Annotated in this window: 23 protein-coding genes; 20 read left to right on the top strand and 3 right to left on the bottom strand. The window is 44.0% G+C overall.

The annotated features are described in order from the left end of the window. Positions 1 to 36: 36 nt before the first annotated feature. From prfB to BCT34_RS06410, 5 genes are all read left to right on the top strand, one after another. Positions 37 to 1,135 (top strand): peptide chain release factor 2 gene (gene prfB / locus BCT34_RS06435; protein WP_102300662.1). Its coding sequence is split into 2 segments (ribosomal slippage): positions 37 to 111 and positions 113 to 1,135, totalling 1,098 coding nucleotides; the frame shifts between segments, so codons are not numbered across the junction. 80 nt (positions 1,136 to 1,215) lie between these two features. Next, complete coding sequence (lysS, locus tag BCT34_RS06430) at positions 1,216 to 2,748, top strand: lysine--tRNA ligase (protein WP_076655180.1); 1,533 nt, start codon at positions 1,216 to 1,218, stop codon at positions 2,746 to 2,748. Between the two features lie 272 nt (positions 2,749 to 3,020). After that, positions 3,021 to 4,355: a cyclic-di-GMP-binding transcriptional regulator VpsR gene (vpsR, locus tag BCT34_RS06425; RefSeq protein ID WP_076655177.1), complete on the top strand. Its 1,335-nt coding sequence runs from the start codon at positions 3,021 to 3,023 to the stop codon at positions 4,353 to 4,355. Between the two features lie 569 nt (positions 4,356 to 4,924). Continuing rightward, positions 4,925 to 5,176, top strand: coding sequence for a hypothetical protein (locus BCT34_RS06415; RefSeq protein ID WP_017630218.1), 252 nt, complete (start codon positions 4,925 to 4,927; stop codon positions 5,174 to 5,176). Positions 5,177 to 5,368: 192 nt separating this feature from the next. Then, a complete protein-coding gene (locus tag BCT34_RS06410) occupies positions 5,369 to 5,680 on the top strand; it encodes a DUF6482 family protein (RefSeq protein ID WP_004735016.1) in 312 nt (103 codons plus the stop codon). 88 nt (positions 5,681 to 5,768) lie between these two features. On the opposite strand, the gene mutH is transcribed toward BCT34_RS06410, so the two are convergent. Next, on the bottom strand, positions 5,769 to 6,434 hold the full coding sequence (mutH, locus tag BCT34_RS06405) for a DNA mismatch repair endonuclease MutH (RefSeq protein WP_076655211.1): 666 nt from the start codon (positions 6,432 to 6,434) through the stop codon (positions 5,769 to 5,771). A gap of 616 nt (positions 6,435 to 7,050) precedes the next feature. Here mutH and rppH point away from each other — a divergent pair. From rppH to BCT34_RS06370, 7 genes are all read left to right on the top strand, one after another. After that, complete coding sequence (rppH, locus tag BCT34_RS06400) at positions 7,051 to 7,569, top strand: RNA pyrophosphohydrolase (RefSeq protein ID WP_017059335.1); 519 nt, start codon at positions 7,051 to 7,053, stop codon at positions 7,567 to 7,569. A gap of 2 nt (positions 7,570 to 7,571) precedes the next feature. Further along, positions 7,572 to 9,821, top strand: coding sequence for a phosphoenolpyruvate--protein phosphotransferase (ptsP, locus tag BCT34_RS06395; RefSeq protein ID WP_076655176.1), 2,250 nt, complete (start codon positions 7,572 to 7,574; stop codon positions 9,819 to 9,821). A gap of 8 nt (positions 9,822 to 9,829) precedes the next feature. Then, positions 9,830 to 10,621, top strand: coding sequence for a sulfite exporter TauE/SafE family protein (locus BCT34_RS06390; protein ID WP_076655175.1), 792 nt, complete (start codon positions 9,830 to 9,832; stop codon positions 10,619 to 10,621). 58 nt (positions 10,622 to 10,679) lie between these two features. Then, the gene (lgt, locus tag BCT34_RS06385) at positions 10,680 to 11,501 is read left to right on the top strand and encodes a prolipoprotein diacylglyceryl transferase (RefSeq protein WP_017059338.1); all 822 of its coding nucleotides are present in this window, start codon (positions 10,680 to 10,682) and stop codon (positions 11,499 to 11,501) included. 9 nt (positions 11,502 to 11,510) lie between these two features. Then, positions 11,511 to 12,362, top strand: coding sequence for a thymidylate synthase (locus BCT34_RS06380; protein ID WP_076655173.1), 852 nt, complete (start codon positions 11,511 to 11,513; stop codon positions 12,360 to 12,362). Positions 12,363 to 12,486: 124 nt separating this feature from the next. Continuing rightward, positions 12,487 to 13,881, top strand: coding sequence for a transcriptional regulator (locus BCT34_RS06375; protein WP_076655170.1), 1,395 nt, complete (start codon positions 12,487 to 12,489; stop codon positions 13,879 to 13,881). 216 nt (positions 13,882 to 14,097) lie between these two features. Beyond that, the gene (locus tag BCT34_RS06370) at positions 14,098 to 14,574 is read left to right on the top strand and encodes a hypothetical protein (RefSeq protein ID WP_076655167.1); all 477 of its coding nucleotides are present in this window, start codon (positions 14,098 to 14,100) and stop codon (positions 14,572 to 14,574) included. A 200-nt stretch (positions 14,575 to 14,774) separates the two neighbouring features. Here the strand turns inward: BCT34_RS06370 and BCT34_RS06365 are convergent, their stop codons facing one another. Continuing rightward, on the bottom strand, positions 14,775 to 15,920 hold the full coding sequence (locus tag BCT34_RS06365; RefSeq protein WP_048662115.1) for a Na/Pi symporter: 1,146 nt from the start codon (positions 15,918 to 15,920) through the stop codon (positions 14,775 to 14,777). Between the two features lie 388 nt (positions 15,921 to 16,308). On the opposite strand from BCT34_RS06365, the gene nhaR reads away from it, so the two are divergent. Together nhaR and BCT34_RS06355 are read left to right on the top strand one after the other, a co-directional pair. After that, on the top strand, positions 16,309 to 17,199 hold the full coding sequence (nhaR, locus tag BCT34_RS06360; protein ID WP_076655165.1) for a transcriptional activator NhaR: 891 nt from the start codon (positions 16,309 to 16,311) through the stop codon (positions 17,197 to 17,199). 100 nt (positions 17,200 to 17,299) lie between these two features. Beyond that, on the top strand, positions 17,300 to 17,593 hold the full coding sequence (locus tag BCT34_RS06355; protein ID WP_004735028.1) for a metalloregulator ArsR/SmtB family transcription factor: 294 nt from the start codon (positions 17,300 to 17,302) through the stop codon (positions 17,591 to 17,593). A 282-nt stretch (positions 17,594 to 17,875) separates the two neighbouring features. Here the strand turns inward: BCT34_RS06355 and rpsT are convergent, their stop codons facing one another. Beyond that, the gene (gene rpsT, locus BCT34_RS06350; RefSeq protein WP_004739529.1) at positions 17,876 to 18,136 is read right to left on the bottom strand and encodes a 30S ribosomal protein S20; all 261 of its coding nucleotides are present in this window, start codon (positions 18,134 to 18,136) and stop codon (positions 17,876 to 17,878) included. A gap of 251 nt (positions 18,137 to 18,387) precedes the next feature. Between rpsT and murJ the strand changes: the two genes are divergently transcribed. The 6 genes from murJ (at position 18,388) to ispH (ending at position 26,284) form a co-directional block, all read left to right on the top strand. After that, the gene (gene murJ / locus BCT34_RS06345; RefSeq protein WP_076655209.1) at positions 18,388 to 19,950 is read left to right on the top strand and encodes a murein biosynthesis integral membrane protein MurJ; all 1,563 of its coding nucleotides are present in this window, start codon (positions 18,388 to 18,390) and stop codon (positions 19,948 to 19,950) included. Positions 19,951 to 20,020: 70 nt separating this feature from the next. Continuing rightward, the gene (gene ribF / locus BCT34_RS06340) at positions 20,021 to 20,956 is read left to right on the top strand and encodes a bifunctional riboflavin kinase/FAD synthetase (RefSeq protein WP_048658066.1); all 936 of its coding nucleotides are present in this window, start codon (positions 20,021 to 20,023) and stop codon (positions 20,954 to 20,956) included. 63 nt (positions 20,957 to 21,019) lie between these two features. Further along, positions 21,020 to 23,878: an isoleucine--tRNA ligase gene (gene ileS / locus BCT34_RS06335; protein ID WP_076655162.1), complete on the top strand. Its 2,859-nt coding sequence runs from the start codon at positions 21,020 to 21,022 to the stop codon at positions 23,876 to 23,878. 157 nt (positions 23,879 to 24,035) lie between these two features. Next, positions 24,036 to 24,536: a signal peptidase II gene (gene lspA / locus BCT34_RS06330; RefSeq protein ID WP_076657165.1), complete on the top strand. Its 501-nt coding sequence runs from the start codon at positions 24,036 to 24,038 to the stop codon at positions 24,534 to 24,536. 184 nt (positions 24,537 to 24,720) lie between these two features. Beyond that, complete coding sequence (fkpB, locus tag BCT34_RS06325; protein WP_076657167.1) at positions 24,721 to 25,152, top strand: FKBP-type peptidyl-prolyl cis-trans isomerase; 432 nt, start codon at positions 24,721 to 24,723, stop codon at positions 25,150 to 25,152. Positions 25,153 to 25,327: 175 nt separating this feature from the next. Further along, on the top strand, positions 25,328 to 26,284 hold the full coding sequence (gene ispH / locus BCT34_RS06320; protein ID WP_076657203.1) for a 4-hydroxy-3-methylbut-2-enyl diphosphate reductase: 957 nt from the start codon (positions 25,328 to 25,330) through the stop codon (positions 26,282 to 26,284). Positions 26,285 to 26,359 lie beyond the last annotated feature (75 nt).

The following is a 26,359-nucleotide window of genomic DNA, read 5'->3' as shown; positions in this document are numbered from 1 at the left end:
CTTCGGTTAAATTCTACTCATAAATGATGAGCTAAAATGTTTGAAATCAATCCTATAAAAAACCGTCTGCAGGATGTGTCTGAGCGCACAAATATCCTGAGGGGGTATCTTTGACTATGACGCTAAACAAGAGCGTCTAGAAGAAGTAAACGCAGAATTAGAACAACCGGATGTATGGAACGAACCTGAGCGTGCTCAAGCGCTAGGTAAAGAACGTTCTGCATTGGAAGCGGTAGTAGAAACGATCGACCAACTTGACCAAGGTGTTGAGGATGTTGATGGCCTGCTAGAGCTAGCGGTTGAAGAAGAAGATCAAGAAACGTTCGATGAAATTGAACCAGAACTAGCCGAGCTTGAAGCTAAGCTAGAGAAACTGGAATTCCGTCGTATGTTCTCTGGTGATCACGATGCATCAGATTGCTACATCGATCTGCAGTCAGGCTCGGGCGGTACAGAAGCTCAAGACTGGACTTCAATGATGTTGCGTATGTACTTACGTTGGGCAGATTCGAAAGGCTTCAAAACTGAAGTTATCGAAGTGTCTGATGGTGATGTTGCCGGCCTTAAAGGCGCGACAGTACGTATTTCTGGTGAGTACGCTTACGGTTGGTTACGCACAGAGACAGGTGTTCACCGTCTAGTTCGTAAGTCACCATTTGATTCAAGTGGTCGTCGTCATACTTCATTTGCATCTGCGTTTATCTATCCAGAGATTGATGACAACATTACGATCGACATTAATCCTTCTGACTTACGTATTGACGTATACCGTGCCTCGGGCGCTGGTGGTCAGCACGTAAACACCACTGAATCGGCGGTACGTATTACTCACGTTCCAACCAACACAGTGGTTCAATGTCAGAATGACCGTTCGCAGCATAAGAACAAAGATCAAGCGATGAAGCAGCTACGTGCTAAGCTTTTTGAACTTGAGATTCAAAAACAAAATGCTGAAAAACAGGCGAGCGAAGAAACGAAATCAGACATCGGTTGGGGCAGTCAGATCCGCTCTTACGTACTGGATGATTCTCGTATCAAAGATTTACGCACCGGCATCGAAAACCGTAATACTCAAGCGGTTCTTGACGGTGACTTAGACAAATTTATTGAAGCTAGCCTGAAATCAGGTCTATAAGCTAACCAAGTATATTTGTAAAAATGCCTATATTTGCAAAGATATAGCGGTCCAAATTATAAAAGCAGGGTACATCTCTAATGACTGATGCTGTTCAAAACGAAAACGTACAAGAAGCTTCTTCACCTGAAGAAAATAAACTTATTGCTGAGCGCCGTAGCAAGCTGGATCACATCCGCCAAAACTGCAAAGCAAATGGTCACCCAAATGACTTCCGTCGTGAGCACCTAGCTGGCGATCTTCAAGCGGAATTCGGTGAGAAGACTAAGGAAGAGCTAGAAGAGCTTAACCACATCGTTGCGATCGCTGGTCGTGTTATGGCGAAACGTGGTCCATTCCTTGCGATTCAAGAAACTTCTGGTCGTATCCAAGCATACGCAGCGAAAGACGTACAAAAAGTACTGAAAGAGAAGTACCAAGGTCTAGATATCGGTGACATCATCGGTGTTAAAGGTGCGCTTCACAAATCAGGTAAAGGCGACCTTTACGTGAACATGGAAGAGTTTGAACTGCTGACTAAAGCACTTCGTCCTCTACCAGAAAAGTTCCACGGCCTAACTGACCAAGAGATGCGTTACCGTCAGCGTTACGTTGACCTAATCGTGAACGAAGACTCTCGCAATGCATTCATCGTGCGTTCTAAGCTTGTATCTTCAATCCGTAACTTCATGAGCGCTAAAGGCTACCTAGAAGTTGAAACGCCAATGATGCACGTGATCCCGGGAGGTGCAACTGCACGTCCATTTATCACTCACCACAATGCATTAGACATCGACATGTACCTACGTGTTGCACCTGAGCTTTACCTTAAGCGTCTAGTGGTTGGTGGTTTTGACCGTGTATTCGAGATCAACCGTAACTTCCGTAACGAAGGTCTATCTCCACGTCACAACCCAGAATTCACAATGATGGAATTCTACCAAGCGTACTCTGACTACAAAGACCTGATGGACCTGACTGAAGAGATGCTAAGCACAGCGGCTATGGACGTTCTTGGTTCTACTTCTATGCCTTACGGTGACGAAACAGTAGAGTTTGGTGGTAAGTACGCGCGTATGAGCATGTTCGATGCTATCAAGCACTACAACCCTGAGCACGCTGAGATTCAAGCGCTAACAGAAGCAGACCTACAAGACCGTGAGAAGATGGTAGCTATCGCTAAATCTGTACACGTAGACGTAGAAACGTTCTGGACATGTGGTCAGCTTCTTGAAGAGATCTTTGGTGAAACGGCTGAGCCTCAGTTAATTCAACCAACGTTCATCACTGGCTACCCAGCGGACATCTCTCCTCTAGCACGTCGTAGCGATGACAACCCGTTCTTCACAGACCGTTTTGAGTTCTTCATCGGTGGCCGTGAAGTAGCGAATGGTTTCTCTGAGCTTAACGATGCTCAAGACCAAGACGAGCGTTTCAAAGCTCAAGTTAACGCGAAAGACGCGGGTGATGACGAAGCGATGTACTACGATGCAGACTACATTACTGCACTAGAGCACGGCCTACCACCAACAGCGGGTCAAGGTATCGGTATCGACCGTCTAGCTATGCTATTTACAAACACGCACACAATCCGTGACGTGATCTTGTTCCCGGCAATGCGTCCACAAGCGTAATTCTCGCTTATAGGGCGTAACAGCCTATGTAATTAAAAAGCCACCTTCGGGTGGCTTTTTCTGTTTTTGGGCTTCAAAACCTAGTCTGTACCGCACTCTTGATTCGAAAAATCGTTATTTCTGACATAGTCTTACTATTGAGACATAAAATCTAAGATAGTCTCACTACTATACGTCTCTGCGCTGAATACGATCTCATGGCATTTTGTCTGACGATGAAGCAGTGACTCGTATTAGCCTGATTTTAAATAAAAATAGAATAAGGAAGAAGGATGGGAACTCAATTTAAGATGGATTCCTTACCAGGTTCTCTTATCGTCGTTGGTGGTGCGTACGAACCCTGGTTATCCGTGTTAGAACAAGTGGGTTGGCAGTGTACCCAGTGTGCAGATTTACGAAAAGCCGATGCCTTGATTGCGGATATTGGCCCATGCATTGGTATTGTGGATCTTAGTCATGATGAGTTCAGTCTCAACGGTATTGCTAACCTTGTGAGCAATAACAAGCAGGTGAGATGGCTCGCTTTTATCCGTGAATCTCAATTAAGCTCTGATACGATTTGCCAGTTTATCGTTAACTTCTGTATCGACTTTTTCACGGCGCCAATCCCAGATGCTCAGTTGTTGAGTACCATTGGTCACCAACTGGGCATGCTTAAGCTTGAGCAGAAGGTATGGCCAAATTACGGCATCAATAACAACATGGGCCTTCTAGGCGATTCGGTGGCTGTGAAGCGCTTGAGAGACCAAGTAAAGCGTATTGGGCCTACCGATGTCAGTATCTTGATTTATGGTGAGAGCGGGGCTGGTAAAGAGACGATTGCACGCTCTATTCACCAAAACTCGTCGCGAGCACAGAAGCCATTTTTAACGGTTAACTGTCGTGCCTTGTCTGAAATGAGAATAGAGGCCGAAGTGTTTGGTATTTCATCACAGCCAGCGACCGCGCCGTGTATGTTGGAAGAAGCCGATGGCGGTACCATCTTGCTTAATGATGTTTTAGCGATGCCACGCAATCAACAATTGAATCTGCTGCGCTTTCTACAAGAGGGTAAGATTGAAACTGCGAATGGACCTAAATCTGTCGATGTGCGTATTCTGGCTGCGAACTCCTCTGATATTGAAAAAGCCTTAATAGAAGGGGACTTCAATGAAGAGCTTTATCACTACATCAATGTTCTGCGTATTCATGTTCCGAGCTTGAAAGAGCGTGTGAGTGATATTTCAGTACTGGCGAATCATTTCCTGCGTGAGTACTCGAAAGAGTTTAATGCTCAGGCTAAGAGCTTTTCAGACGATGCTATCCGTTCTATGAATCGCTACCATTGGCCTGGCAATGTGCGCGAGCTGATGAACCAGATCAAGCGTGTTGTGTTGATGTCTGATGCAGTGATCATTGAGGATCACCAACTAGATTTACCAAAACAGAATGAGGAACGCCGAAGCTTGAAGAGTATTCGTGAACGTTCAGAGCGCGATGCGTTGCTAATTGTTTTGGAATCATACGGTGGTCAGGTTTCGTTGGCAGCTAAAGAGCTCGGTGTATCACGAGCGACTATGTACCGATTACTCAATAAACACAGCTTAATCTCTGAGGGCGTTGTTTAGAGTCTTTTTTCAGTGACTTTATTCGAACGTTACCAATTTAAGAGCCACGTATCTGCGTGGCTTTTATGTTTCTGAAGGATAGTCCGTTGTTTTATCGAGCAGCCTTAAGATAAATATGCTGCGATTTTATATAATCATAGTGAATATGTTATATGCAAATGAATATGCAACTGATATTTCAGGCGAATGCATTGTTTTAAAAATGTTAACAAATTAGCGGTTGAATAATATACTCACTTGGTTAGACTTTAACCGTGAAAGCAACGATTTAACAAAGACTTGTCTGCTTTTACTACCCCATTTCTTTTTGGATTTTTTAGTTAGCTTGGAGGCGCAAATGAAACATTTCGATTTTATACAGCATATTTGCGCTTCGTTTGATCCGTGTACTGACATGGTGACTGATATGTTACAAACATCAGCCATGGCCGATCGAAACACCCAAGATAAACCTAACTAATAGATCCGTACCCTTATTTGGCTGCGGAAAAATAGCAGCTAAGTGAGAAACCCTCATACTATCTAACACGCTATTTTTCCTCAGTTGATTCAACAACTGGAGAGTTATTATGCGTCACTCAGTATATTTAAAATTAGCAACAGTCCTTATCCGTGCCGATCTTCGTCGTGAAGAGCGTGAATGGCAACGAAAAGTTCGTCGTAGTTCATACGATCTGCCGTGGAACAATACTCACTTATTAAGAGATATTGGTCTTGAAGCTGACGGTCGACCTATTGGGTTTTCTGAACCAGAAGTCGTCACTATTGAACGTCGAGTCCGTCACCTTCGTCGTGTCTTAAGTTCGCGAATACCGACGTAATCTGCGGGGTTGGTGGCACCGTTCAACCCCAGAGATAAGTCACAGTGATAGTTATGGCGTCGAAAGTGCAAGCTTTTGAACTAGAACTGGCCAAAAAAGAGAAGCTCTTGCTTCTCTTTTTTGCTTTTTTAAGTCGTTATCTAGTAAAGGTAAATAGTTCGGCTAAGCTATAGAGAGCAAGGGAGGCCGGCTATGCAGAAGCATCAATTAGATATGTGGTTACATGGAGAGCACAAAGACTCTTATCAAACACCCAAAGTATACGTTATTGGTTGTTCTGATATTTCAGAATATCTATTGGCGGTGGAATACAAACACAAGCTAGAACCAGTAAAGCAAGACGGTGAGCCGCTTCACTTTGGATCCTTGGATCAAGTGAAAGAGGAGTTACTCCGGCTCGGCTTTGAAAAGGCGTATCTTCGTTTACACAACGCGTATGATGAGTTTGGTAACGAGCCAAGCCAAAGCTATTGTGATATTGAATTGGCGCTTAAACCTCATTAGAGCGTGTATATAGTTAGAGATTGATTCTAATTACAGGCTCTTTTGTAACGCATTGATAGTTTTCGCTACCGAGGATAGATTAAACGAACTATGCGTAATGTGTTGTCAGTAATTTGTGGGTGAATTGAGTTCGTAGATAGAAACCACGTGGTTTAGTTTTGATAGGTTTTCCACTTGCACCGTAAGCTTCGGTTAACACTCGACTGTTGGCGGCTTTTGGACGCAAATGCAGTGCTTCACCGTGTCTTGCTGTTATCTGCTCAACATTGCCTAACACGATCAACTCCATCAGTTCTTCCCAATCCCTTTTCAAGAGTTCGTCTTCAGCTTGGCTAGGTGTCCATAATAAAGGGGATCCTACATGTCTCTCTGCCAGCGGGATCTCTCTTTCTCCCTCGACAGGGATCCACAACACCTTAGACAGCTTGTTTCGAACGTGGCTAGTTTCCCAAGTTATGCCTTGCACCCCCATTAGTGGAGCGACACAAACAAACGTGGTTTCGAGTGGCTTTCCAGAGTAGCCAATTGGGATGCTTTTGAGCTCAATACCGAGCTTGGCAAAATCTTGTTCTGGCTTGCTGCCTGCAGGTGCACCCAAGTGCCATTCCAACAGTTGCCCAACCCAGCCTTTATCACGCTTAAGGTCGTTTGGCATCACCATCTCGGCTTCGTCAGCGAGCTCTTTGAAAGTCATTCCTGCAATCGCATAGGCCCTGTCTAATAGCTCTTGTTGTGTTTGTGGTTCTGGTTTCATAATAAAAGGTATGATCAAAAAAACGATTTTATCAGAACTTGTCACCAAATGACGACTGGTTAAGAAATGATCTCCCTACAAGAAAAGGGATCAAAGTCAGGGTTATCCACAGGACATAAAGGTAATTAATTGAAATATTAATTTAGTGGATAAATAAACAGGGGTTTATGGTGGATAAAATGCTTGCCAAATGGGGGGTAAAATGAATCTTTCACTTACCAGTGTGGATAAACATCGGAGTGGTTGATCTTTAACCATGTCAGGTTTCTGAAAGATCTTTTACATTCCAAATGTTTTTTAAAACCAAAATTATATTTTAATATACTGATTTATATAAAGATAAAATGGATTTTGTTGACTTGTTGTTTTTAGTGTTGATGAATCTATGGATTAAAAAAAACGATTGCGGGTAATTCTTCACATAGTTATTCACAGAAAAGGTGAATAAATGTGGTCTATGTCTCACTATTGTGTGGGTAACTAGAATTTGGGCAAAACTTATCCATATTCCTAGTTATTATTCATAAATATAGCGCTTATCACGTCACTAAGTTTGCTCCGATTGGGGATATGTGGAAAAATCAGAGTAATTAAAAATTTAGATAGAGGTTGGCCAGTGATAGATGGCGATGGTTACCGATTAAATGTTGGTATTGTAATCTGTAACAACCATGGTCAGGTCTTCTGGGCTAAACGATACGGGCAACATTCATGGCAATTCCCTCAAGGGGGAATAGATGAAGGTGAGACTCCGGAACAGGCAATGTACCGCGAGTTGTATGAAGAGGTTGGCCTTACTAAAAAGGATGTAAAGATCGTCGCGACAAGTCGTCATTGGTTACGCTATAAGCTACCCAAACGACTGGTTCGGTGGGATTCTAAACCTGTCTGTATTGGACAAAAACAGAAGTGGTTCCTTTTGCGCTTAGATTGCGATGAGTCGCATATCAATATGCAGCGTGGAAGTACACCTGAGTTTGATGGTTGGCGTTGGGTGAGTTACTGGTACCCGGTTCGACAAGTTGTTTCTTTCAAGCGAGATGTTTACCGTCGAGCGATGAAAGAGTTCGCATCTTTAGCAATGCCGTTTAAAGAGCGAAAAATAAAAGGAAAGCGCAAATTGCGTAGAGGTTAAGCATGCTCAGTCAACTAAGGGAAATAGTTGAACACGTATCAAGAGTTGAAGATGTGTCGACGGCTCTTGATATTTTGGTTAAAGAGACATGCAGTGCGATGCAGACAGAATGTTGCACCGTGTATTTGGCAAATAATGATATGCAGCGCCTTGAGTTGATGGCAACTCAAGGCCTGATCTTCAAAGGCAATAGCATTCACATTGGTTTTGACGAAGGTCTGGTTGGCTTAGTTAAAAGAAGTGCTGAACCTATCAACCTTGCACAAGCGTCTGCTCACCCTGCTTATAAGTTTTTTCCAGAGCTTGGAGAAAACGTCTATCACTCTTTTCTCGGTACTCCGATCATCCACCGCAAGCAAGTGCTTGGTGTATTGGTCATTCAACAGAAGACGCCTCGTTTATTTAGTGAGATGGAAGAATCCTTCCTTGTCACGCTCTCTGCACAACTTGCGGTTATTGTGGCGCACGCCCAAACTCAAGGTCATTGGTTATTAGAACAACAGAAGCTACCTGCAACTAAAGGTATTGCCGCTTCATCGGGCGTGGCGATTGGTGATTTATGGTGGGATAACACGCAACCAGAATTAACCGATGTTTATCCCGCTTCAACGCTTAATGTTGAAAGAGAGCATGAGTTGTTGGCGGTAGCGGTTGAAAACGCCCTCAACGATTTTAAGCGCATGCGAAAGCGCTTAGATAGCGAAATTAACAAAGACGCGTTGGCGATCTTTGACCTGTTTACTCACTTACTCAATGATCCGATGTTGCGTAAGGATCTGAAAAGCCAAATCCAGAAAGGCGATAAGGCCGACTGGGCATTAAGACAGGTGGTTGAAAGCTACTCGAATCGCTTTGCTCGTATGTCCGATGTGTACCTTCGCGAGAGAGCACAAGACATTCGAGAGCTCGGGCAAAGGCTACTCTATTTCCTCCACAACTCTGAACATGAACTCCGCACGTTAGATAAGCCGATTATTTTAGTGGTTCGTGAATTAACCGCTTCGGTCTTAGCGTCTATTCCAAAAGAAAAGCTATTGGCTGTTATTTCTTTGGAAGGGGCGGCGAATTCGCACGCAGCGATTTTATCTCGGGCTCTTGGCATTCCTTCTGTCATGGGGGTAAACCTCAACCTAGCTCAAGCCAATGGTAAACGAGCGATTGTTGATGGGTATAGCGGTGAGATCTTCATTGAGCCGACTAAAAATCTGCTTAAAGAGTATCGTGGGCTGATTTTAGAAGAGAGTGAGCTCTCCTCTATGGTCAATCGCGAACTGTACCTTCCGGCAAAAACGCAAGACGACAAGCTGGTCGAAATTCTGCTTAATGCGGGTTTGAGTGCCGATACGAACATTGCTATCAACCAAGGGGTTGATGGAGTAGGGCTGTATCGAACTGAAATCTCTTTCTTGTTGCAACAGAGGTTCCCGTCAGAGGACGAACAGTTCAAGCAGTACCGATCTGTGTTGGCAAGTTATCCAGAGAAACAAGTGGTGATGCGTACGCTCGATATCGGTGGTGATAAGGCCTTACCTTATTTTCCGATCGAAGAGGACAACCCATTTCTTGGTTGGCGTGGTATTCGTTTTACGCTCGATCATCCTGACATCTTTATTATTCAACTGCGTGCCATGCTGCGCGCGAGTTGTGAAAGCCACAATCTGAGTATTTTGCTACCGATGATCTCGGGCGCTCAGGAGTTGGATGATGCGTTACAGTTGATTGAGCAAGCCTATGATGAAGTGCATGAACTTGATAACCGAGTGCGGATGCCTCGTATTGGTATCATGATCGAAGTGCCTTCAATGCTTTACCTGTTGCCACTGATAGCCGATAAGGTCGATTTTGTCTCTGTCGGCACCAATGACTTAACCCAATATTTATTGGCCGTTGATCGGAACAATTCCCGAGTCTCTGATGTCTATGAATCTATGCACCCAGCAGTGATCATGGCATTAAAACAAATTCATGATACTTGTAAGCAATATCAATTACCTGTGTGTATTTGTGGCGAGCTCGCCGGCGATCCTATGGGCGCACTGTTACTGCTTGGATTGGGGTACCAGACGTTAAGTATGAACACCTCGAATGTGGCTAGAACCAAATACCTGATTCGCCAATCTAACTTAAGCGAATTACAGGATTTGGCAAATAAGGCACTTTCAAAACCGTATGGTAGTGACATCTATAGTATGATGCTGAACTATTTCGAAGAGCGTGAATTTACAGGCTTCATTCGAGCAGGTAAAAAATAGGATTTAACGTGTCATATGAACTGATAGGTTTGTTAGCAAGCCTTGGTGCTATTGTTGGTGTTTTAGCTGGCTTGCTAGGCATTGGTGGTGGTTTGCTGGTGGTTCCAGCCTTACTGTTTTTGCTTCCTAAAGCGGGTATTCCTCAAGAGTTTGCAATGCAAATGGCATTGGCTACTTCGCTATCAACCATCATTGTTACGTCGGGATCGTCTGCGATTAACCATTTAAAGTTGGGTAACGTAGAGATATTTGTCGTGAAGTGGTTGATGCCAGGTGTCGTGATAGGTGGCTTCCTCGGTTCTTTCGTGGCCGACGTGATTCCAGCTCAATACCTACCAAAAGTATTTGGTGTGATCGTGTTGGTACTGGCGCTGCAGATGCTGTTGTCGATTCGCTCTAAGAGCCAAAAGTCGATGCCGACTCCAGCTAAAACCGTGTTGTGCGGTGGCGGTATTGGTTTGGTATCAAGCTTGGCGGGTATTGGCGGTGGGTCTTTATCGGTGCCTTTCCTTAACCATCACGGTGTGGAAATGCGTAAAGCTGTGGGTTCATCCTCTGTGTGCGGTTGTGTTATCGCTATTTCGGGAATGCTAGGCTTCATTTGGCATGGTTCTTCCGTCGATGATCTTCCCGCATATAGCTTAGGTTACGTTTATCTACCGGCTTTGATCGCGATATCTTGTACCTCAGTTTTGACTACCCGAGTGGGGGCGAAACTGGCCACGCAATTACCAACTCCTGTTTTGAAGAAATTCTTTGCGGTGTTTTTAATGTTTATAGCAGCCACAATGCTGCTGTAGTGTCTTTTTTTGTTGGCCATTGAGCTAACCGTTAATCAATTTAGATAGAGAGCCAAGTATGTCTCAGGGTTTTATCGAATTCCCAAATATCGATCCTGTTCTTATTGAACTAGGACCAATCTCAGTTCGTTGGTATGGCTTAATGTACCTTGTCGGTTTTATGTTTGCTCTTTGGTTAGCAAATCGCCGAGCTGATCAACCGGGTAGCGGTTGGACTCGTGAGCAAGTATCAGACTTACTGTTTGCTGGCTTTCTAGGTGTGGTACTAGGCGGTCGTATTGGCTACGTACTTTTCTACAACTTTGATCTTTTCCTAGCTGACCCACTGTACCTATTTAAGGTATGGACTGGCGGTATGTCTTTCCACGGTGGTTTGCTTGGCGTGATTACGGCGATGTTCTGGTATGCGAAAAAGAACGGTCGCACCTTCTTTGGCGTCGCAGACATGATCGCACCATTAGTACCATTTGGTTTGGGCATGGGACGCTTAGGTAACTTCATGAACAGTGAGCTTTGGGGCCGTGTGACTGATGTGCCATGGGCAATCGTCTTCCCTAACGGTGGACCGCTTCCTCGTCACCCATCTCAACTTTACGAGATGGCGCTTGAAGGTATTGTGCTGTTCTTCATCTTGAACTGGTTTATCAAAAAGCCGCGTCCTCTTGGTTCTGTATCAGGGTTATTCCTAGCAGGATATGGTACATTCCGCTTCTTAGTAGAATACGTACGTGAACCTGATGCTCACCTAGGTTTGTTCGGTGGATTTATCTCTATGGGACAAATTTTGTCACTGCCAATGGTTATCATCGGTGTGTTGATGATGGTGTGGGCATACAAGCGTGGTCACTACAAAGACGAATTACCACAACAAACGAAGTAAGGAATTGGTGTGAAACAGTATTTAGATCTCTGTCAGCGTATCGTTGATGACGGTACTTGGATTGAAAATGAACGCACGGGCAAGCGCTGCCTAACCGTGATCAATGCTGACCTTGAATATGATGTTGGTAATAACCAATTCCCACTGGTAACAACGCGTAAAAGCTTTTGGAAAGCGGCAGTTGCTGAACTGCTTGGTTACATCCGCGGTTACGACAATGCTGAAGATTTTCGTAAGCTAGGGACTAAAACTTGGGATGCGAACTCGAACCTGAACGAAGCATGGCTGAATAATCCTCACCGTAAGGGTGAAGACGACATGGGCCGTGTTTATGGCGTTCAAGGGCGAGCATGGGCTAAACCTGACGGTGGTCATATCGACCAACTGAAGAAGATTGTTGATGATCTTACGAACGGTATTGATGACCGTGGTGAAATTCTAAACTTCTACAACCCTGGTGAGTTCCACATGGGTTGTTTACGTCCGTGTATGTACAGTCATCACTTCTCTTTGCTTGGTGACACTCTGTACTTAAACAGCACTCAACGCTCTTGTGATGTCCCACTAGGCCTGAACTTTAACATGGTTCAAGTGTATGTTTTCCTTGCTATCATGGCGCAAATCACTGGCAAGAAAGCGGGTGTGGCTTACCACAAGCTCGTTAACGCTCATATCTACGAAGACCAGCTGGCGCCGATGCGTGATATTCAGTTGAAGCGTGAGCCTCTAGCGGGCCCAACATTCCATATCAACCCAGAAATTAAGTCTCTAGAAGATCTAGAAACTTGGGTAACGATGGATGACTTTTGGGTTGAAGGTTATGAATGCCACGAAGCGATTAAGTACCCGTTCTCGGTTTAATCGAATCCGCTTTGTTTGATAGGAAGGCTGCCACTGTGCAGCCTTTTTTATTTCTGATGCTTGGCTTGCTTACTATTTGTAAAACCAATAATCTTGTGGGGTCTTTTCTAACTACAGAACTGCTATGACTCGCTCGCATTGCTTTGTATTGCAACATGACTTTCCTATTTCATTTTATCCTGAGAAGAATCAGTTGGTGATTGATGATGAGGCAATTCATTTAGAGCCATTGCAAGCCAAGTTGCTGAGCTATTTCATTGAAAATCGTGGGCGAGTGGTGAGTACGCAGCAGATAGCCGCGGATGTGTGGCAAAGAACTCAAGTGTCTGACAACTTGGTCAGGCAGGTTATCAGCTTACTGCGCAGTCAGCTTCAGGATAAATCACGTCCGTATCGTATTATTCAGACCATTCCCAAACAAGGTTATCTGTTCGATGTTGAGGTGACTCAGCCGAATGTTGAAGCTACTTCTGTAGAAGATGCCTCACAACCTGCAACTAAAACCCTAATTCCTTATTATAAAAAGAAGATCATCACTCTTACTGCTACTGCAGTATTAGCGGTTGGCATAATAGCAACTTGGGCGTGGCAAACCGATGTCCCAACCAATGACACTGCTGTTATTTCTGCTCATCAAAGTGATGTGATTCCAGTTTATATCCATGATATGACACTCGATTCTACGAACGATTATGAGATGTCAGAAAGCGTCTATAACTACCTTTTCTACGGGCTGAACTCGGCAAAAAACCTATCGGGTTACCACTTTTCTCAGCTATCGAAACAAGGCAAGCAATCACTGGCCAATAATGGTGTCGAGCTCAAAGGTTGGCTCAAGCAAAAGGGCGGTGACTATGTGTTGAGCGTGCTTGTACAAAACAACCGCCAACCCAATCAAAGTCAGAAAGTGGAAAAGCGCTTTAGCCAAGACAATTTCTTCGATGCCATTGGGGATGTGATTCTCGAGATCAAAGCCATTATTGCTCCAATGAGCTCAGAATACGGCGTGGCAAGCCATCGAGTGACCTCTATTGATAACTACGATGATTGGAGTGTTATCTCTGAGGGAATATCTTTGTTCTACCAAGGTAAAGGTGGTCAGCCATTTGACGAAATTGCACTTCAGTTGGATACGATTCAACAGCAAGGGCGAGATAATTATCTGGTCAATGCCTTACTGTCGTATTCGGAATCCTTAGCTTATTTGCAAAATCATGAGCAAGAAGGTCGCGAACATGCACTGCAATTAGCAAAGCAAGCCTTCGAGATGAATCCACGTTGTGATATCGCTAATCTTACCTTGGGTCTTGCACTATTAATCAACCAACATGCCAATCAAGCTTTCCCTTACCTTTCTTATGCGGCCGAAAGTACGCCGAGCCCAATCAGCTTTTATCTGCTCAGCGTGGCTGACAAGTTGTCGGACAATCCAAAAGGTTCGCAATACAACTATCAGCGCTATACCGAAGTGAATAGAGAACATAACGGTCAACTGTTTGATCTTATTGAGTCTTTATAAAAAATAAACCTTTCCTAAACCACGAAATACATCTTACGTGAAGGTGTTTCGTGAAAGCTAATGGCACCGGTATTTCCGTAAGGTTTCCTTGTGCTAACAGGCTTCTCAACATGTTTGATTATTGTTTGGACTCAGACTCGATTGCCTTGCATCAAGCGTAGAAATACCGACTTCCACATACTGGTCACCAAATCATTTATTATTTGGGGTATACACATGTTGAAGAAGTTTGCTTTTCAGATCATTCCAATTCAGATCTTCTTATTCGTTTTTTGGTTCAAAAATGGCTTTATCGACAAAGTGATGGGCGTGTTACTTGGCTTTGCTACGCCCGATACCGCTTATTCGGGAGACACTTGGGCTGGCTGGAAAGGCTATATTGTCGGTACTTGGGATAAGAGCCAAGTTGGTCACGCTTTACTTAGCCCAACGTTCGACTTTATGTTCCCGATTCTAATTGCTTTGCAATGTGTTCCGTTTTTACTGGTTATTCGCTCGGTACTTGCTGGTGAGTTCATGGTGGGGAAAGAGCGTCCGTGGTTGCTCTATGCCGCATTCGCTTCTCTATTTGTGACTGCTTGTATGGCTTTCACTCAAACCATCACAGGTGCGAGTGATGGGCAATACTTATGGCAGTTTATCGGTTTTGGTATGGTTGCCATTATGTACCTGCGTAATGAGCAAGGTAAGTAGGGTAGCTAGATACGAGTAAACGAGATGCGAAGAGCGTGTTTAGATTTGAGTCAGTTAGATACGAAATATCAAAATGCAGATAATTAGAGAGAGTCGCTTTTCGTCACTCGTTCACTCGCATCCCGTATCTGTTCCTTCAAAGAAAAAGCCCGCAACCTATGAGGTTGCGGGCTTTGCTATAAGCGATGTTTGTTTTGCTATTAAGCAGTCAGAGCTAACACGGTACCTGGCAGTACAAGGAATACTGCAACAAGGTAACCAGCGACTACTGATTTGTTCTTCACAGCCATGTCTGAAATCATGTCTGCCGCTTTCACTGGAAGTTCACGTAGGAACGGGATACCGAAGATGAATACCGTTGCCATGATATTGAACACCAAGTGTACTAGAGCAATTTGTAGTGCGAATACTGCGAACTCACCAGATACTGCTGTCGCTGCAAGTAGAGCGGTAATACATGTACCGATGTTTGCACCCAGAGTGAATGGGTAAACGTCACGTACTTTAAGAACACCTGAACCTACTAGTGGAACCATCAAGCTTGTTGTCGTAGAAGAAGACTGAACAAGGATAGTAACGATAGAGCCAGAAGCGATACCGTGGATTGGACCACGACCGATTGCGTTCTTTAGAATCTCACGAGCACGACCAACCATTAGGCTCTTCATCAGCTTACCCATTACTGTGATAGCTACGAAGATAGTTGCGATACCCAGAACGATAAGCATGATGCCGCCAACCGTGTCGCCAAATGTTGATAGAGGCTCTTTAATCGCGCTTACTACTGGTTTAGTGATTGGCTTGATGAAGTTAAGACCACCCATGCTCATGTCACCTGTTGCTAGCATCGGAGATACCAACCAGTGAGAAATCTTCTCTAGAATACCAAACGCCATCTCTAGTGGTAGGAAGATAGCAACGGCTAATAGGTTAAAGAAGTCGTGGATTGTCGCACTTGCGAATGCACGTTTGAACTCTTCTTTACAACGAACGTGACCAAGGCTGACTAGTGTATTGGTTACCGTAGTACCAATGTTAGCACCCATGATCATAGGAATTGCTAGCTCAACAGGTAAACCACCTGCCACAAGGCCAACGATAATTGAAGTAACTGTACTTGATGATTGAATAAGTGCTGTTGCTACTAAACCAATCATTAAGCCTGCAACTGGGTGTGAAGCAAATTCGAAAAGAACCTTTGCTTGCTCGCCTGTTGCCCATTTGAAGCCTGTACCAACCATTGAAACTGAAAGTAATAGTAGGTAAAGCATGAATGCCAAGTTAGCCCAGCGTAGCCAACGAGTAGTGCTCGAGATAGGCGCTGCTGCAGTAGTAGCTTGGTTCATAATGTTTTCTCCATTGGACCGTTTAAGTCTGTGTTTGGTCTGTTTGTTTAATCTGAGCGTGATGTTAGAGAACAAATATTTCAGTAATATTACATTTTGGTTGAGGTAAGACTTTTTTGTGATGATTTGCTCTTTAAATATTAACGCTTGAAATGGTGTTTGTTTAAGTTGTTGTTTTTATTGGTTTTAATATCGATTTGCATAGGTGATATAGATCTTAAAAGTTAGAAAAAAATTGAAAATAATCGTCCAAATATTACATTATGAAATCAGACACTTCGAAAAAATAAATGGTAAATTCATGTTTAGTTAGGTTTTTCCGAGTTTGTTGAGTGGAGGTGTCATATTTGATATAAAAGGGTATCTACTCTTTTATTACGGCACATCTATGTCGCATCTCAACTACAACCATCTGTATTACTTCTGGATGGTTTGCAAGCAAGGCTCTGTTACTAAAGCTGCAGAAGCCTTATTTCTAACACCACAAACAGTAACGGGTCAGATAAAAGCCTTAGAAGAGCGCATGGACGGCAAGTTGACCAAGCGTAATGGTCGAAGTGTTGAGCCTACAGAGCTTGGTCAATTGGTCTTTAAATATGCCGATCGTATGTTTGGATTGAGTTATGAGATGCTGGATATCGTGAATTACAGTCAGCACTCCAATATTTTGTTTGATGTTGGTGTTGCGGATGCGCTGTCTAAAAGACTCGTCAGTAAGATATTGATGTCGACCATTCCTCCTGATAACAGCATCCATTTGCGCTGTTTTGAATCGACTCATGAAATGCTACTTGAGCAACTCTCTCAGCATAAGCTGGATATGATTTTGTCTGACTGTCCGGTGGATTCGAGTCAAAGCCCTGGCCTATTCAGCAAAAAGTTGGGTGAGAGTGGAATGAGCTTTTTCAGTTCAGGCAAGGTTGAAGGTGTTAGTTTCCCTGCTGTATTGGAGCAAAGAAAGCTTTTGATCCCTGGTAGCCGAACCTCAATGGGACGTAAAGTGCTGCAGTGGTTTGATAGACAAGGGCTTAAGCCAGATATTTTAGGTGAATTTGATGATGCCGCATTGATGAAGGCTTTTGCTCGTTATCATGATGACGCCATATTTTTAGCACCAACGCTTTATATGTCTGAAGTTGAAGATGACACATCATTGCAATTATTAGGTGGTATTGAAGAGTTAAAAGAGGAGTACTACGTCATATTTGCTGAGAGGATGATCCAACATCCAGCAGTAAAAAACGTATGTGACGCAGATTTTAGCAAATTGTTCGAATGAGTTAGTTTGTTAATGAATTTATATCGATTATCATAGCTCCACCATATGCCGGAAATACTGATAGCCCGTAGTTGGCGTAAAGGTTGTAGGGAGCCAAACTATGAACTTAAAAGAGATGGAGAAGAACTCAGCACAAGCTGTGATTCTACTCAAAGCCATGGCTAACGAACGTCGCTTACAGATTTTGTGCCTATTACATGGTACTGAGCTGTCGGTTGGGGAGTTGTGTGGCAAGTTGGAACTGAGTCAGTCTGCTTTATCTCAACACCTTGCTTGGTTGAGAAGAGATGGTTTGGTCGAAACTCGCAAAGAAGCTCAAACTGTGTATTACACATTGAGTAGTGAAGAAGTAAAAGCGATGATTAATCTACTGCATGGTATTTACTGCAAGTAGCTTGTTGCTGGCGGGAGGGGGATTTCTTATCAGCAATAAGATCGACACAAGGAAGTGTTAGGATTTGACGTCGAACGTGAGTGACTATCTATTTACCGATCTATCTATCTGCTTTTCTGTTTCTTTTCTCGTTTTTTTAGCTGCTTAGTTGTCTATCGGTAAGCTAATTAGCGGTTGTTAAGTTAATTAACCACCGGTAAATAAAAGTGTTCCTCAAAATTTAGATATAAAAAAACCGGCCTAAGCCGGTTTTTTTCGTTTTGCGTTGTAATCAAATTTCTATTAAAGAGCTTTGATTGCAGCAGCGAAACGAGACTTATGACGTGCAGCTTTATTCTTATGAATAAGGCCTTTAGTCGCCATACGGTCTAGAAGAGGTGTAACTTCTACAAGAGCAGCAGTTGCAGCTTCTTTATCGCCAGCTGCGATAGCTGCGATAGTTTTTTTCATGTAAGTGCGCATCATAGAACGACGGCTAGCATTGTGCTGGCGACGTTTCTCAGCTTGGATAGCGCGCTTCTTAGCAGATTTACTGTTTGCCAAGGGTCTAACTCCCAAAAACTTAGTTCGGTGACAATTTAAGGGCGAGGACTATCCCTCATTAGCGCTTAATTGTCAAATGATTTGTGCAAAAACCAATCGTAGCCAAACAAACTTTGGTATGGAAAGGTCATCGCGGTTAAGATGGCGGGGATTCTAACAGCATTTTTAGACCAATGCTAATAAATATGCTTCTTAGGATAGGATAGTATTTATCCTCGCTTGAAAGTAATCAACCAGTGTCAGAGGTTTCTGTGAGTAAACGACTATTAAAGTCAGGCCTGATTGTCAGTGCAATGACTTTTGTTTCCCGTGTGTTGGGGCTAGTACGTGATGTAGTAGTAGCAAATTTGATGGGAGCAGGAGCGAGTGCCGACGTATTTTTCTTCGCTAATAAAATTCCTAATTTCTTACGTCGACTTTTTGCAGAAGGTGCGTTTTCTCAAGCGTTTGTTCCTGTATTAACGGAATATCACGCGGCAGGTGATAAAGATAAGACTCGCGATTTAATTGCTAAGGTGTCGGGTACGCTCGGGGTTTTAGTGTCAATCGTCACCGTTATCGGGGTGTTGGGCTCTGGCGTGATCACCGCGATGTTTGGTGCCGGGTGGTTTATCGACTGGTTAAATGATGGTCCATCAGCACCAAAATTTGAGCTAGCGAGTTTTATGCTCAAGATTACCTTTCCTTATTTATGGTTTATCACCTTTGTTGCTTTATCTGGGGCAATTCTTAATACATTAGGTAAGTTTGCTGTCTCTTCTTTTACTCCTGTGTTCTTGAACGTGATGATCATCGGTGCTGCGTGGTTTATCTCTCCAAATTTAGAACAGCCAGAAATCGGCTTGGCTATCGGTGTGTTTCTGGGTGGTTTAGTCCAATTTCTTTTCCAAATGCCTTTCTTGATCAAAGCGGGTGTATTGGTTAAGCCGAAGTGGGGCTGGAGAGATCCGGGCGTTGTTAAGATCCGCACTCTGATGATCCCTGCTTTGTTCGGTGTATCGGTCAGTCAAATTAACTTACTGTTTGATACCTTTATTGCCAGCTTCCTAACAACAGGCTCTATCAGTTGGTTGTACTACTCAGATCGATTGCTTGAATTCCCTCTCGGTTTATTCGGTATTGCGATTGCGACCGTAATTCTTCCTGCTTTATCTCGTAAACACGTAGATGCTCAAGGAGAAGGATTTGCGCATACTATGGACTGGGGCGTGCGCATGGTTTTGCTGCTGGGTATTCCTGCGATGCTAGGTCTGATCGTTTTAGCCAAACCAATGCTGATGGTGCTATTTATGCGTGGTGAGTTCTCTCCACACGATGTACAGCAGGCGTCGATGTCTTTGGTTGCTTACGCGTCTGGCTTGCTTAACTTCATGCTGATCAAAGTATTGGCTCCGGGTTATTACTCTCGCCAAGATACCAAGACACCCGTTAAGTACGGCATTATCGCGATGGTGACCAATATGGTGTTTAACGCGATCTTTGCTTATTTCTATGGTTATGTTGGTTTGGCGATTGCGACGGCTTTGTCTGCCTTTGTGAATATGGCGTTGTTATATCGTGGATTGCACCTAGCGGGCGTATATCAATTAACGAAGACAACCTTGTTGTTTAGTGGGAAATTGATTATCTCAGGTGGTGTGATGGTCGCCGCTATTTTATGGCAACTGGATAATATGCAACATTGGCTTGAATGGAGCTTTAGTCAGAGAGCACTGACATTAACAGGCTTGATTGGACTTGGTGGCTTTGTTTATATTGTTTCGGTACTGATTTTAGGTATCCGAGTAAAACATTTAAAAGCAGCGACAGATTAATACTGATTAGTATATAATCCGTCGGTTTCACACAATAAATGATGCAAATAACAGGTTTTAGCTGATCATAATGGAACTGATCCGAGGTATACACAATATTAAAGCGCAGCATCATGGCTGTGTATTAACCATAGGTAACTTCGATGGTGTTCATTTAGGACATCAAGAGGTTCTGAGTCAGGTTTCTAAACAAGCTGCAGCATTAGGACTACCTTCTGTTGTTATGACGTTTGAACCACAGCCTATGGAGCTGTTTGCCCGAGATAGAGCGCCAGCACGTTTAACTCGCTTACGAGATAAATACGTGCAACTGAGCAAGCTAGATATCAGTCGCTTATTGTGTGTTAATTTTAATCAGTATTTTGCAAGTTTATCTGCGGAAGCATTCATCAAGGATCTTTTGGTTGATAAGCTTGGTGTGAAGTTCTTGGTGGTTGGTGACGATTTTTGCTTTGGTAAAGGTCGCACTGGTAATTTCGCTATGCTCAAAGCGGCGGGCGAGAAGTACGGTTTTGAGGTGGTAAGCACCCAAAGCTATTGCTTAAACCAATTACGAGTAAGCAGTACTGAGATACGAAATGCATTAGCGGTCGATGACTTGGCTGCAAGTGCTACCATGTTAGGACGTGATTACAGTATTAGTGGTCGAGTGTCCCATGGTCGAAAACTAGGGAGAACTATCGGTTTCCCTACCGCTAATATTCCATTAAAGCGTTGTGTTTCTCCTGTATCGGGAGTGTATGTTGTTGAAGCATTGGATATCGACGGTGTGCCTGTCGGTGGCGTTGCTAATATTGGACAACGACCAACAGTTAATGGCGTAAGGCAGCAATTAGAAGTGCACTTTTTTGACTTTAAAGCCAATTTATATGGTAAACAGTTAGAAGTACGACTTTTGCACAAACTGCGCGACGAGATAAAGTTTGAGTCGTTCGACGCATTAAAAAATCAAATAGAATTGGATGCTGAAGCCGCAAGGGTGTGGCTGCTTCAGCTAAAGAATTAGTCGGATGATTCCACCGATTAACATAATGTCTAACTTCGCCCAATATAACGGAATTAAGAATCGATGAGTGATTATAAAGATACCCTGAACTTACCTGAAACAGGGTTCCCAATGCGCGGCAATCTGGCAAATCGTGAACCAGAAATGCTTAAGCGTTGGTACAAAGAAGACCTTTACGGTGAAATCCGTAAGGCAAAGAAAGGCAAAAAATCTTTCGTGCTGCATGACGGCCCTCCATACGCGAACGGCGACATTCACATTGGCCACGCGCTGAACAAGATTCTTAAAGACATTATTATTAAATCTAAGACCCTTTCTGGTTTTGATGCACCGTACATCCCAGGTTGGGACTGTCACGGTCTTCCAATCGAGTTGATGGTTGAGAAGAAGAAAGGTAAGCCTGGTCAGAAGATTTCGGCTGCTGAATTCCGCGAAGAGTGTCGTAAGTACGCAGCGGGCCAAGTTGAAGGTCAGAAAGAGAGCTTTAAACGTCTTGGTATCATGGGCGAGTGGGACAAACCTTACCGCACTATGGATTTCGGCACAGAAGCGAACATCATTCGTTCTCTAGGCAAGATCGCAGACAAAGGTCACCTACTTAAAGGTTTCAAACCTGTTCACTGGTGTACTGACTGTGGTTCTGCTCTGGCTGAAGCTGAAGTTGAATACAAAGATAAAGTTTCTCCATCTATCGATGTGAAATTTACAGCAGCTGACGAAGCGGCGCTTCTAGAGAAATTTACTCTAGCTGAAGGCCACGCTGGTCAGGGCGAAATCTCTATCGTTATCTGGACAACAACACCATGGACTCTGCCTGCTAACCGCGCAGTATGTCTACGTGATGATCTTGAATACGTGCTTATCCAAGTTGAAGCGAACGGCGACCAGCCAGCTCAACGTATCGTTGTTGCTTCTGAACTAGCAAAAGACGTAATGGATCGTGCAGGTATCGAGCACTTCCATAACCTAGGTTTTGCAACTGGTGCTGATCTTGAGCTTTCTCAGTTCAACCACCCGTTCTACGACTTTACAGTTCCTGCGATCCTTGGTGATCACGTTACGACTGATTCTGGTACTGGTGTGGTTCACACTGCGCCTGGTCATGGTCAAGAGGATTTCGTGGTTGGTAAGATGTACAACCTAGAAATCGCTAACCCAGTAGGTTCAAACGGCGTTTACCTGCCTGATACTGAGCTATTTGCCGGTCAGCACGTATTTAAAGCGAACGACTCTGTTTTAGAAGTTCTAAAAGAGAAAGGTGCACTTCTGCATCACCACGCTTACGAGCACAGCTACCCACACTGTTGGAGACACAAAACTCCAATCATCTTCCGTGCAACACCACAATGGTTCATCTCTATGGATCAAGCTGGCCTACGTGCTAAAGCACTAGAGTCAATTAAGAGTGTTGAGTGGTTGCCTGAGTGGGGTCAAAGCCGTATCGAAGGTATGGTTGAAGGTCGCCCTGAGTGGTGTATCTCTCGTCAACGTACTTGGGGTGTGCCAATTGCTCTGTTCGTTCATAAAGAAACAGCAGAACTTCACCCAGAAAGCCCAGCACTTATTGAAAAAGTAGCGAAGCTCGTTGAAGAGAAAGGCATTCAAGCTTGGTGGGATGTAGACGCTGCTGAACTTATGGGCGCAGAAGACGCTGATAAGTACGAAAAAGTAATGGATACGCTAGACGTATGGTTCGACTCAGGCGTTACGCACTTCTCAGTTGTTGATTCTCGCGAAGAGTACAACTTCCCGAACGAAGAGCGCACGCACAGTGCTGATCTTTACCTTGAAGGTTCAGACCAACACCGAGGCTGGTTCCAGTCTTCTCTAATTTCATCTATTGCGATGAAAGACGAAGCACCATACAAGCAAGTACTAACACACGGTTTCGTTGTGGATGGTAACGGCCGTAAGATGTCTAAATCTATCGGTAACGTTGTTGCTCCTAAAGACGTAACAAACAAACTAGGTGCAGATATCCTGCGTCTATGGGTTGCTTCTACAGACTACACAGGTGAAGTTGCGGTTTCTGATGAAATCCTGAAGCGTTCAGCTGATGCTTACCGTCGTATTCGTAACACAGCACGTTTCTTCCTAGCTAACTTGAATGGTTTCAACCCTGAAACTGACCTAGTGCCAGCTGAAGAGATGGTTGCACTTGATCGCTGGGCTGTTGGCCGTGCTCAAGCTGCACAAGAAGAGATTGTTAAAGCATACGGCGAGTACAACACTCACGGTGTGACTCAACGTCTAATGCAGTTCTGTTCTATCGAAATGGGTTCTTTCTACCTAGACGTAATCAAAGACCGTCAATACACAGCGAAACAGGGCAGCCATGCTCAACGTAGCTGTCAGACTGCGCTTTACTACATCGTAGAAGCTCTAGTTCGTTGGATGGCACCTATCATGTCGTTCACTGCAGATGAAATCTGGAACGAAATGCCTGGTCAGCGCGATAAGTTCGTGTTTACAGGTGAGTGGTTCGAAGGCCTATTCGGTCTTGTTGAAGGCGAAGAGTTAAACAACGAGTTCTGGACTGAAATCCAGTCTGTTCGTGGCGCAGTGAACAAGCTTCTTGAAGATGCTCGTAAAGAGAAAACGATCGGTGGTGCACTGCAAGCTGAAGTAACTCTATACGCTGACGACGCACTAGCAGCTAAAATCAACAAGCTAGAAGATGAGCTACGTTTCGTACTTATCACTTCTGCAGCTGTTGTTAAGCCACTGAGCGAGAAGTCTGATGCAGCTCAAGCGACAGACGTTGCTGGTCTATTCGTTGAAGTCGCAGCTACTGAAGCTGAGAAGTGTGACCGTTGCTGGCACCACACTCCAGATGTAGGCACTATCGAAGGTCACGAGAAAGTTTGTGGTCGTTGTGTGTCGAACATCGACGGTGAAGGCGAAGTGCGTAAGTTCGCATAACAGCTCAGAGAAAGACTGAACTTTTTGTAAAAATCATAGCCCCAGTATCAACTGGGGTTATTTTTAATTATAGGAAATGTGTTTATACAAGTACGGTAATCAGGTCACTTAAATTGAGTTACAGTGAATACCAACTTCGTAAATACTAGGAATAGAAATGAGTGAAGTTTCGTTAAAACAATCTGGTGTGCGTTGGCTATGGTTGGCCCTAGTGGTTTTCCTTGCCGATATCGGCATTAAACTCTTTGTCATGGATAACATGGGTTATGGCTGGGCAAACCGTATTGAGGTTCTGCCATTCTTTAACTTTTTGTACGTTCACAACTATGGCGCCGCATTCAGCTTCTTGAGTGATCAAAGTGGTTGGCAGCGTTGGCTGTTTACGGGTATTGCCTTTGCGGTAACGGGTATGTTGACGTACTGGATGAGCAAGCTACCTGCGACAGAGAAGTGGAATAACATCGCTTACGCAATCATCATTGGTGGTGCGGTTGGTAATGTGTTTGACCGTGTCGTACATGGTTTTGTTGTCGATTACCTAGACTTCTACTGGGGTACTTACCACTGGCCAGCGTTTAACTTAGCGGATATGGGAATCTGTATCGGTGCTGCGATGATCATCCTAGATGGTTTCCGCAAGAAAGATGAAAGCAAATAGGCAAATAGACCTTAAGTAAAAGAGCCTTGAAATAGATTGCCTTAAAGTCAGTCTATGACTCACAGAATAGAATAGCCCTAAGCGCTGTCGGTTGATTCCGACGGCGCTTTTTTTTATGCTGCAAGTAATATGAGAGCAAAGTAAATTGCGTTCTCAAATAATAAAGAAATCTAAGGAAAGTAACGTGGCAGCAATTAAAAATGATTCAGCAGTAACCCTACATTTTACGATTAAAATGAAGGATGGTTCAGTTGCCGATAGTACGGAAAATATGGGTAAACCAGCGAAGTTCGTTATGGGTGATGGTAGCCTAAGCGAGAATTTCGAAGCGTGCTTACTTGGACTTGAAACTGGGACTGAAAAGTCGATTGAACTGAAAGCGGAAGATGCATTCGGTATGCCAAACCCTGATCATATTCACTATATGGATCGTGCTAAGTTTGTTGGTGACTCTGAAGTTGAGGTGGGCACTATCATGGCATTCTCTGGTCCTGACGGTATGGAAATTCCAGGTATTATTACTGAGATAGCAGGTGATTCAGTGACGGTTGATTTTAATCACCCACTCGCTGGTCAAGACGTTACGTTTGACGTTAACATCTTAGCGGTCGAATAACTTTCTTAACTTAGAGAAGCTCTCTTAACGTTACAGTAGCTGTCTTAACGTTAGAATAAGATAGCCTTAAAACTATGATGTAAGCCAGAGCTTCACTGTCTAGGCGCTTCACTGTAGAATGCGAGCCTCGCTAACGGCGAACTCAATAGAAACAACCTTAGTACCGCGGTAAATGATGAGCAATGAAATGAAAATAATGTTAGCTAACCCTCGTGGCTTTTGTGCCGGTGTTGACCGTGCGATCAGCATTGTCGAGCGTGCACTCGAAATGTACCAGCCACCGATCTACGTTCGTCATGAAGTGGTACACAACCGCTTTGTTGTTGAGGGGCTCAAGCAACGCGGTGCTATTTTTGTCGAAGAACTGAGTGAAGTGCCGGACGACAATATTGTGATTTTCTCTGCTCACGGTGTATCTCAAGCGGTTCGTAAAGAAGCGAAAGAGCGTGAGTTAACGGTATTCGATGCAACGTGTCCTTTGGTGACTAAAGTTCATATGGAGGTTGCTCGCGCAAGCCGTAAACATATGGAAGTGGTACTGATCGGTCATGCGGGTCACCCTGAGGTTGAAGGCACTATGGGTCAATACGCGAGCCAAACCGGTGGTATGTACTTGGTTGAACGACCTGAGGATGTACAGAAACTAGTCGTGAACGACCCGAGTAACCTGCACTATGTTAGCCAAACAACGCTATCCGTTGATGAAACAGCAGATGTGATTGAAGAGCTACGCCGAGTATTCCCTGAGATCCAAGGCCCTCGTAAAGATGACATTTGTTACGCAACTCAAAACCGTCAAGACGCAGTGCGCGAAATGGCGAATGATGTTGATGTCGTGATTGTTGTTGGTTCTAAGAACTCATCGAACTCAACACGCTTAAAAGAGCTGGCTGAGAAGCTAGGCACGCCAGGCTACCTAACCGATTGCCCTGAAGACATTCAAACAGAGTGGGTTGAAGGGAAAAAGAAAATAGGTGTAACAGCCGGTGCTTCTGCTCCTGAAGAGCTGGTAAACCAAATTCTAGATCGTATCCGTGAATTGGGTGCGACTGACGTTGAAGAGATTCAAGGTCGCGAAGAGAACATGTTCTTTGAAGTACCAAAAGAGCTGCAGATTAAGCAAGTCGACTAATCTCTATTGATTCGTGACACTAGCGATTCGCAAATACTATCGATTTGTAAACAGTAGGAAGCCAACGTTGATGCG

It is taken from the genome of Vibrio sp. 10N.261.45.E2 (assembly GCF_002875705.1).
Lineage (GTDB): Bacteria > Pseudomonadota > Gammaproteobacteria > Enterobacterales > Vibrionaceae > Vibrio.
The sequence above is the reverse complement of the archived record's forward strand: the minus strand, read 5'-3'. Positions and strand labels throughout refer to the sequence as shown.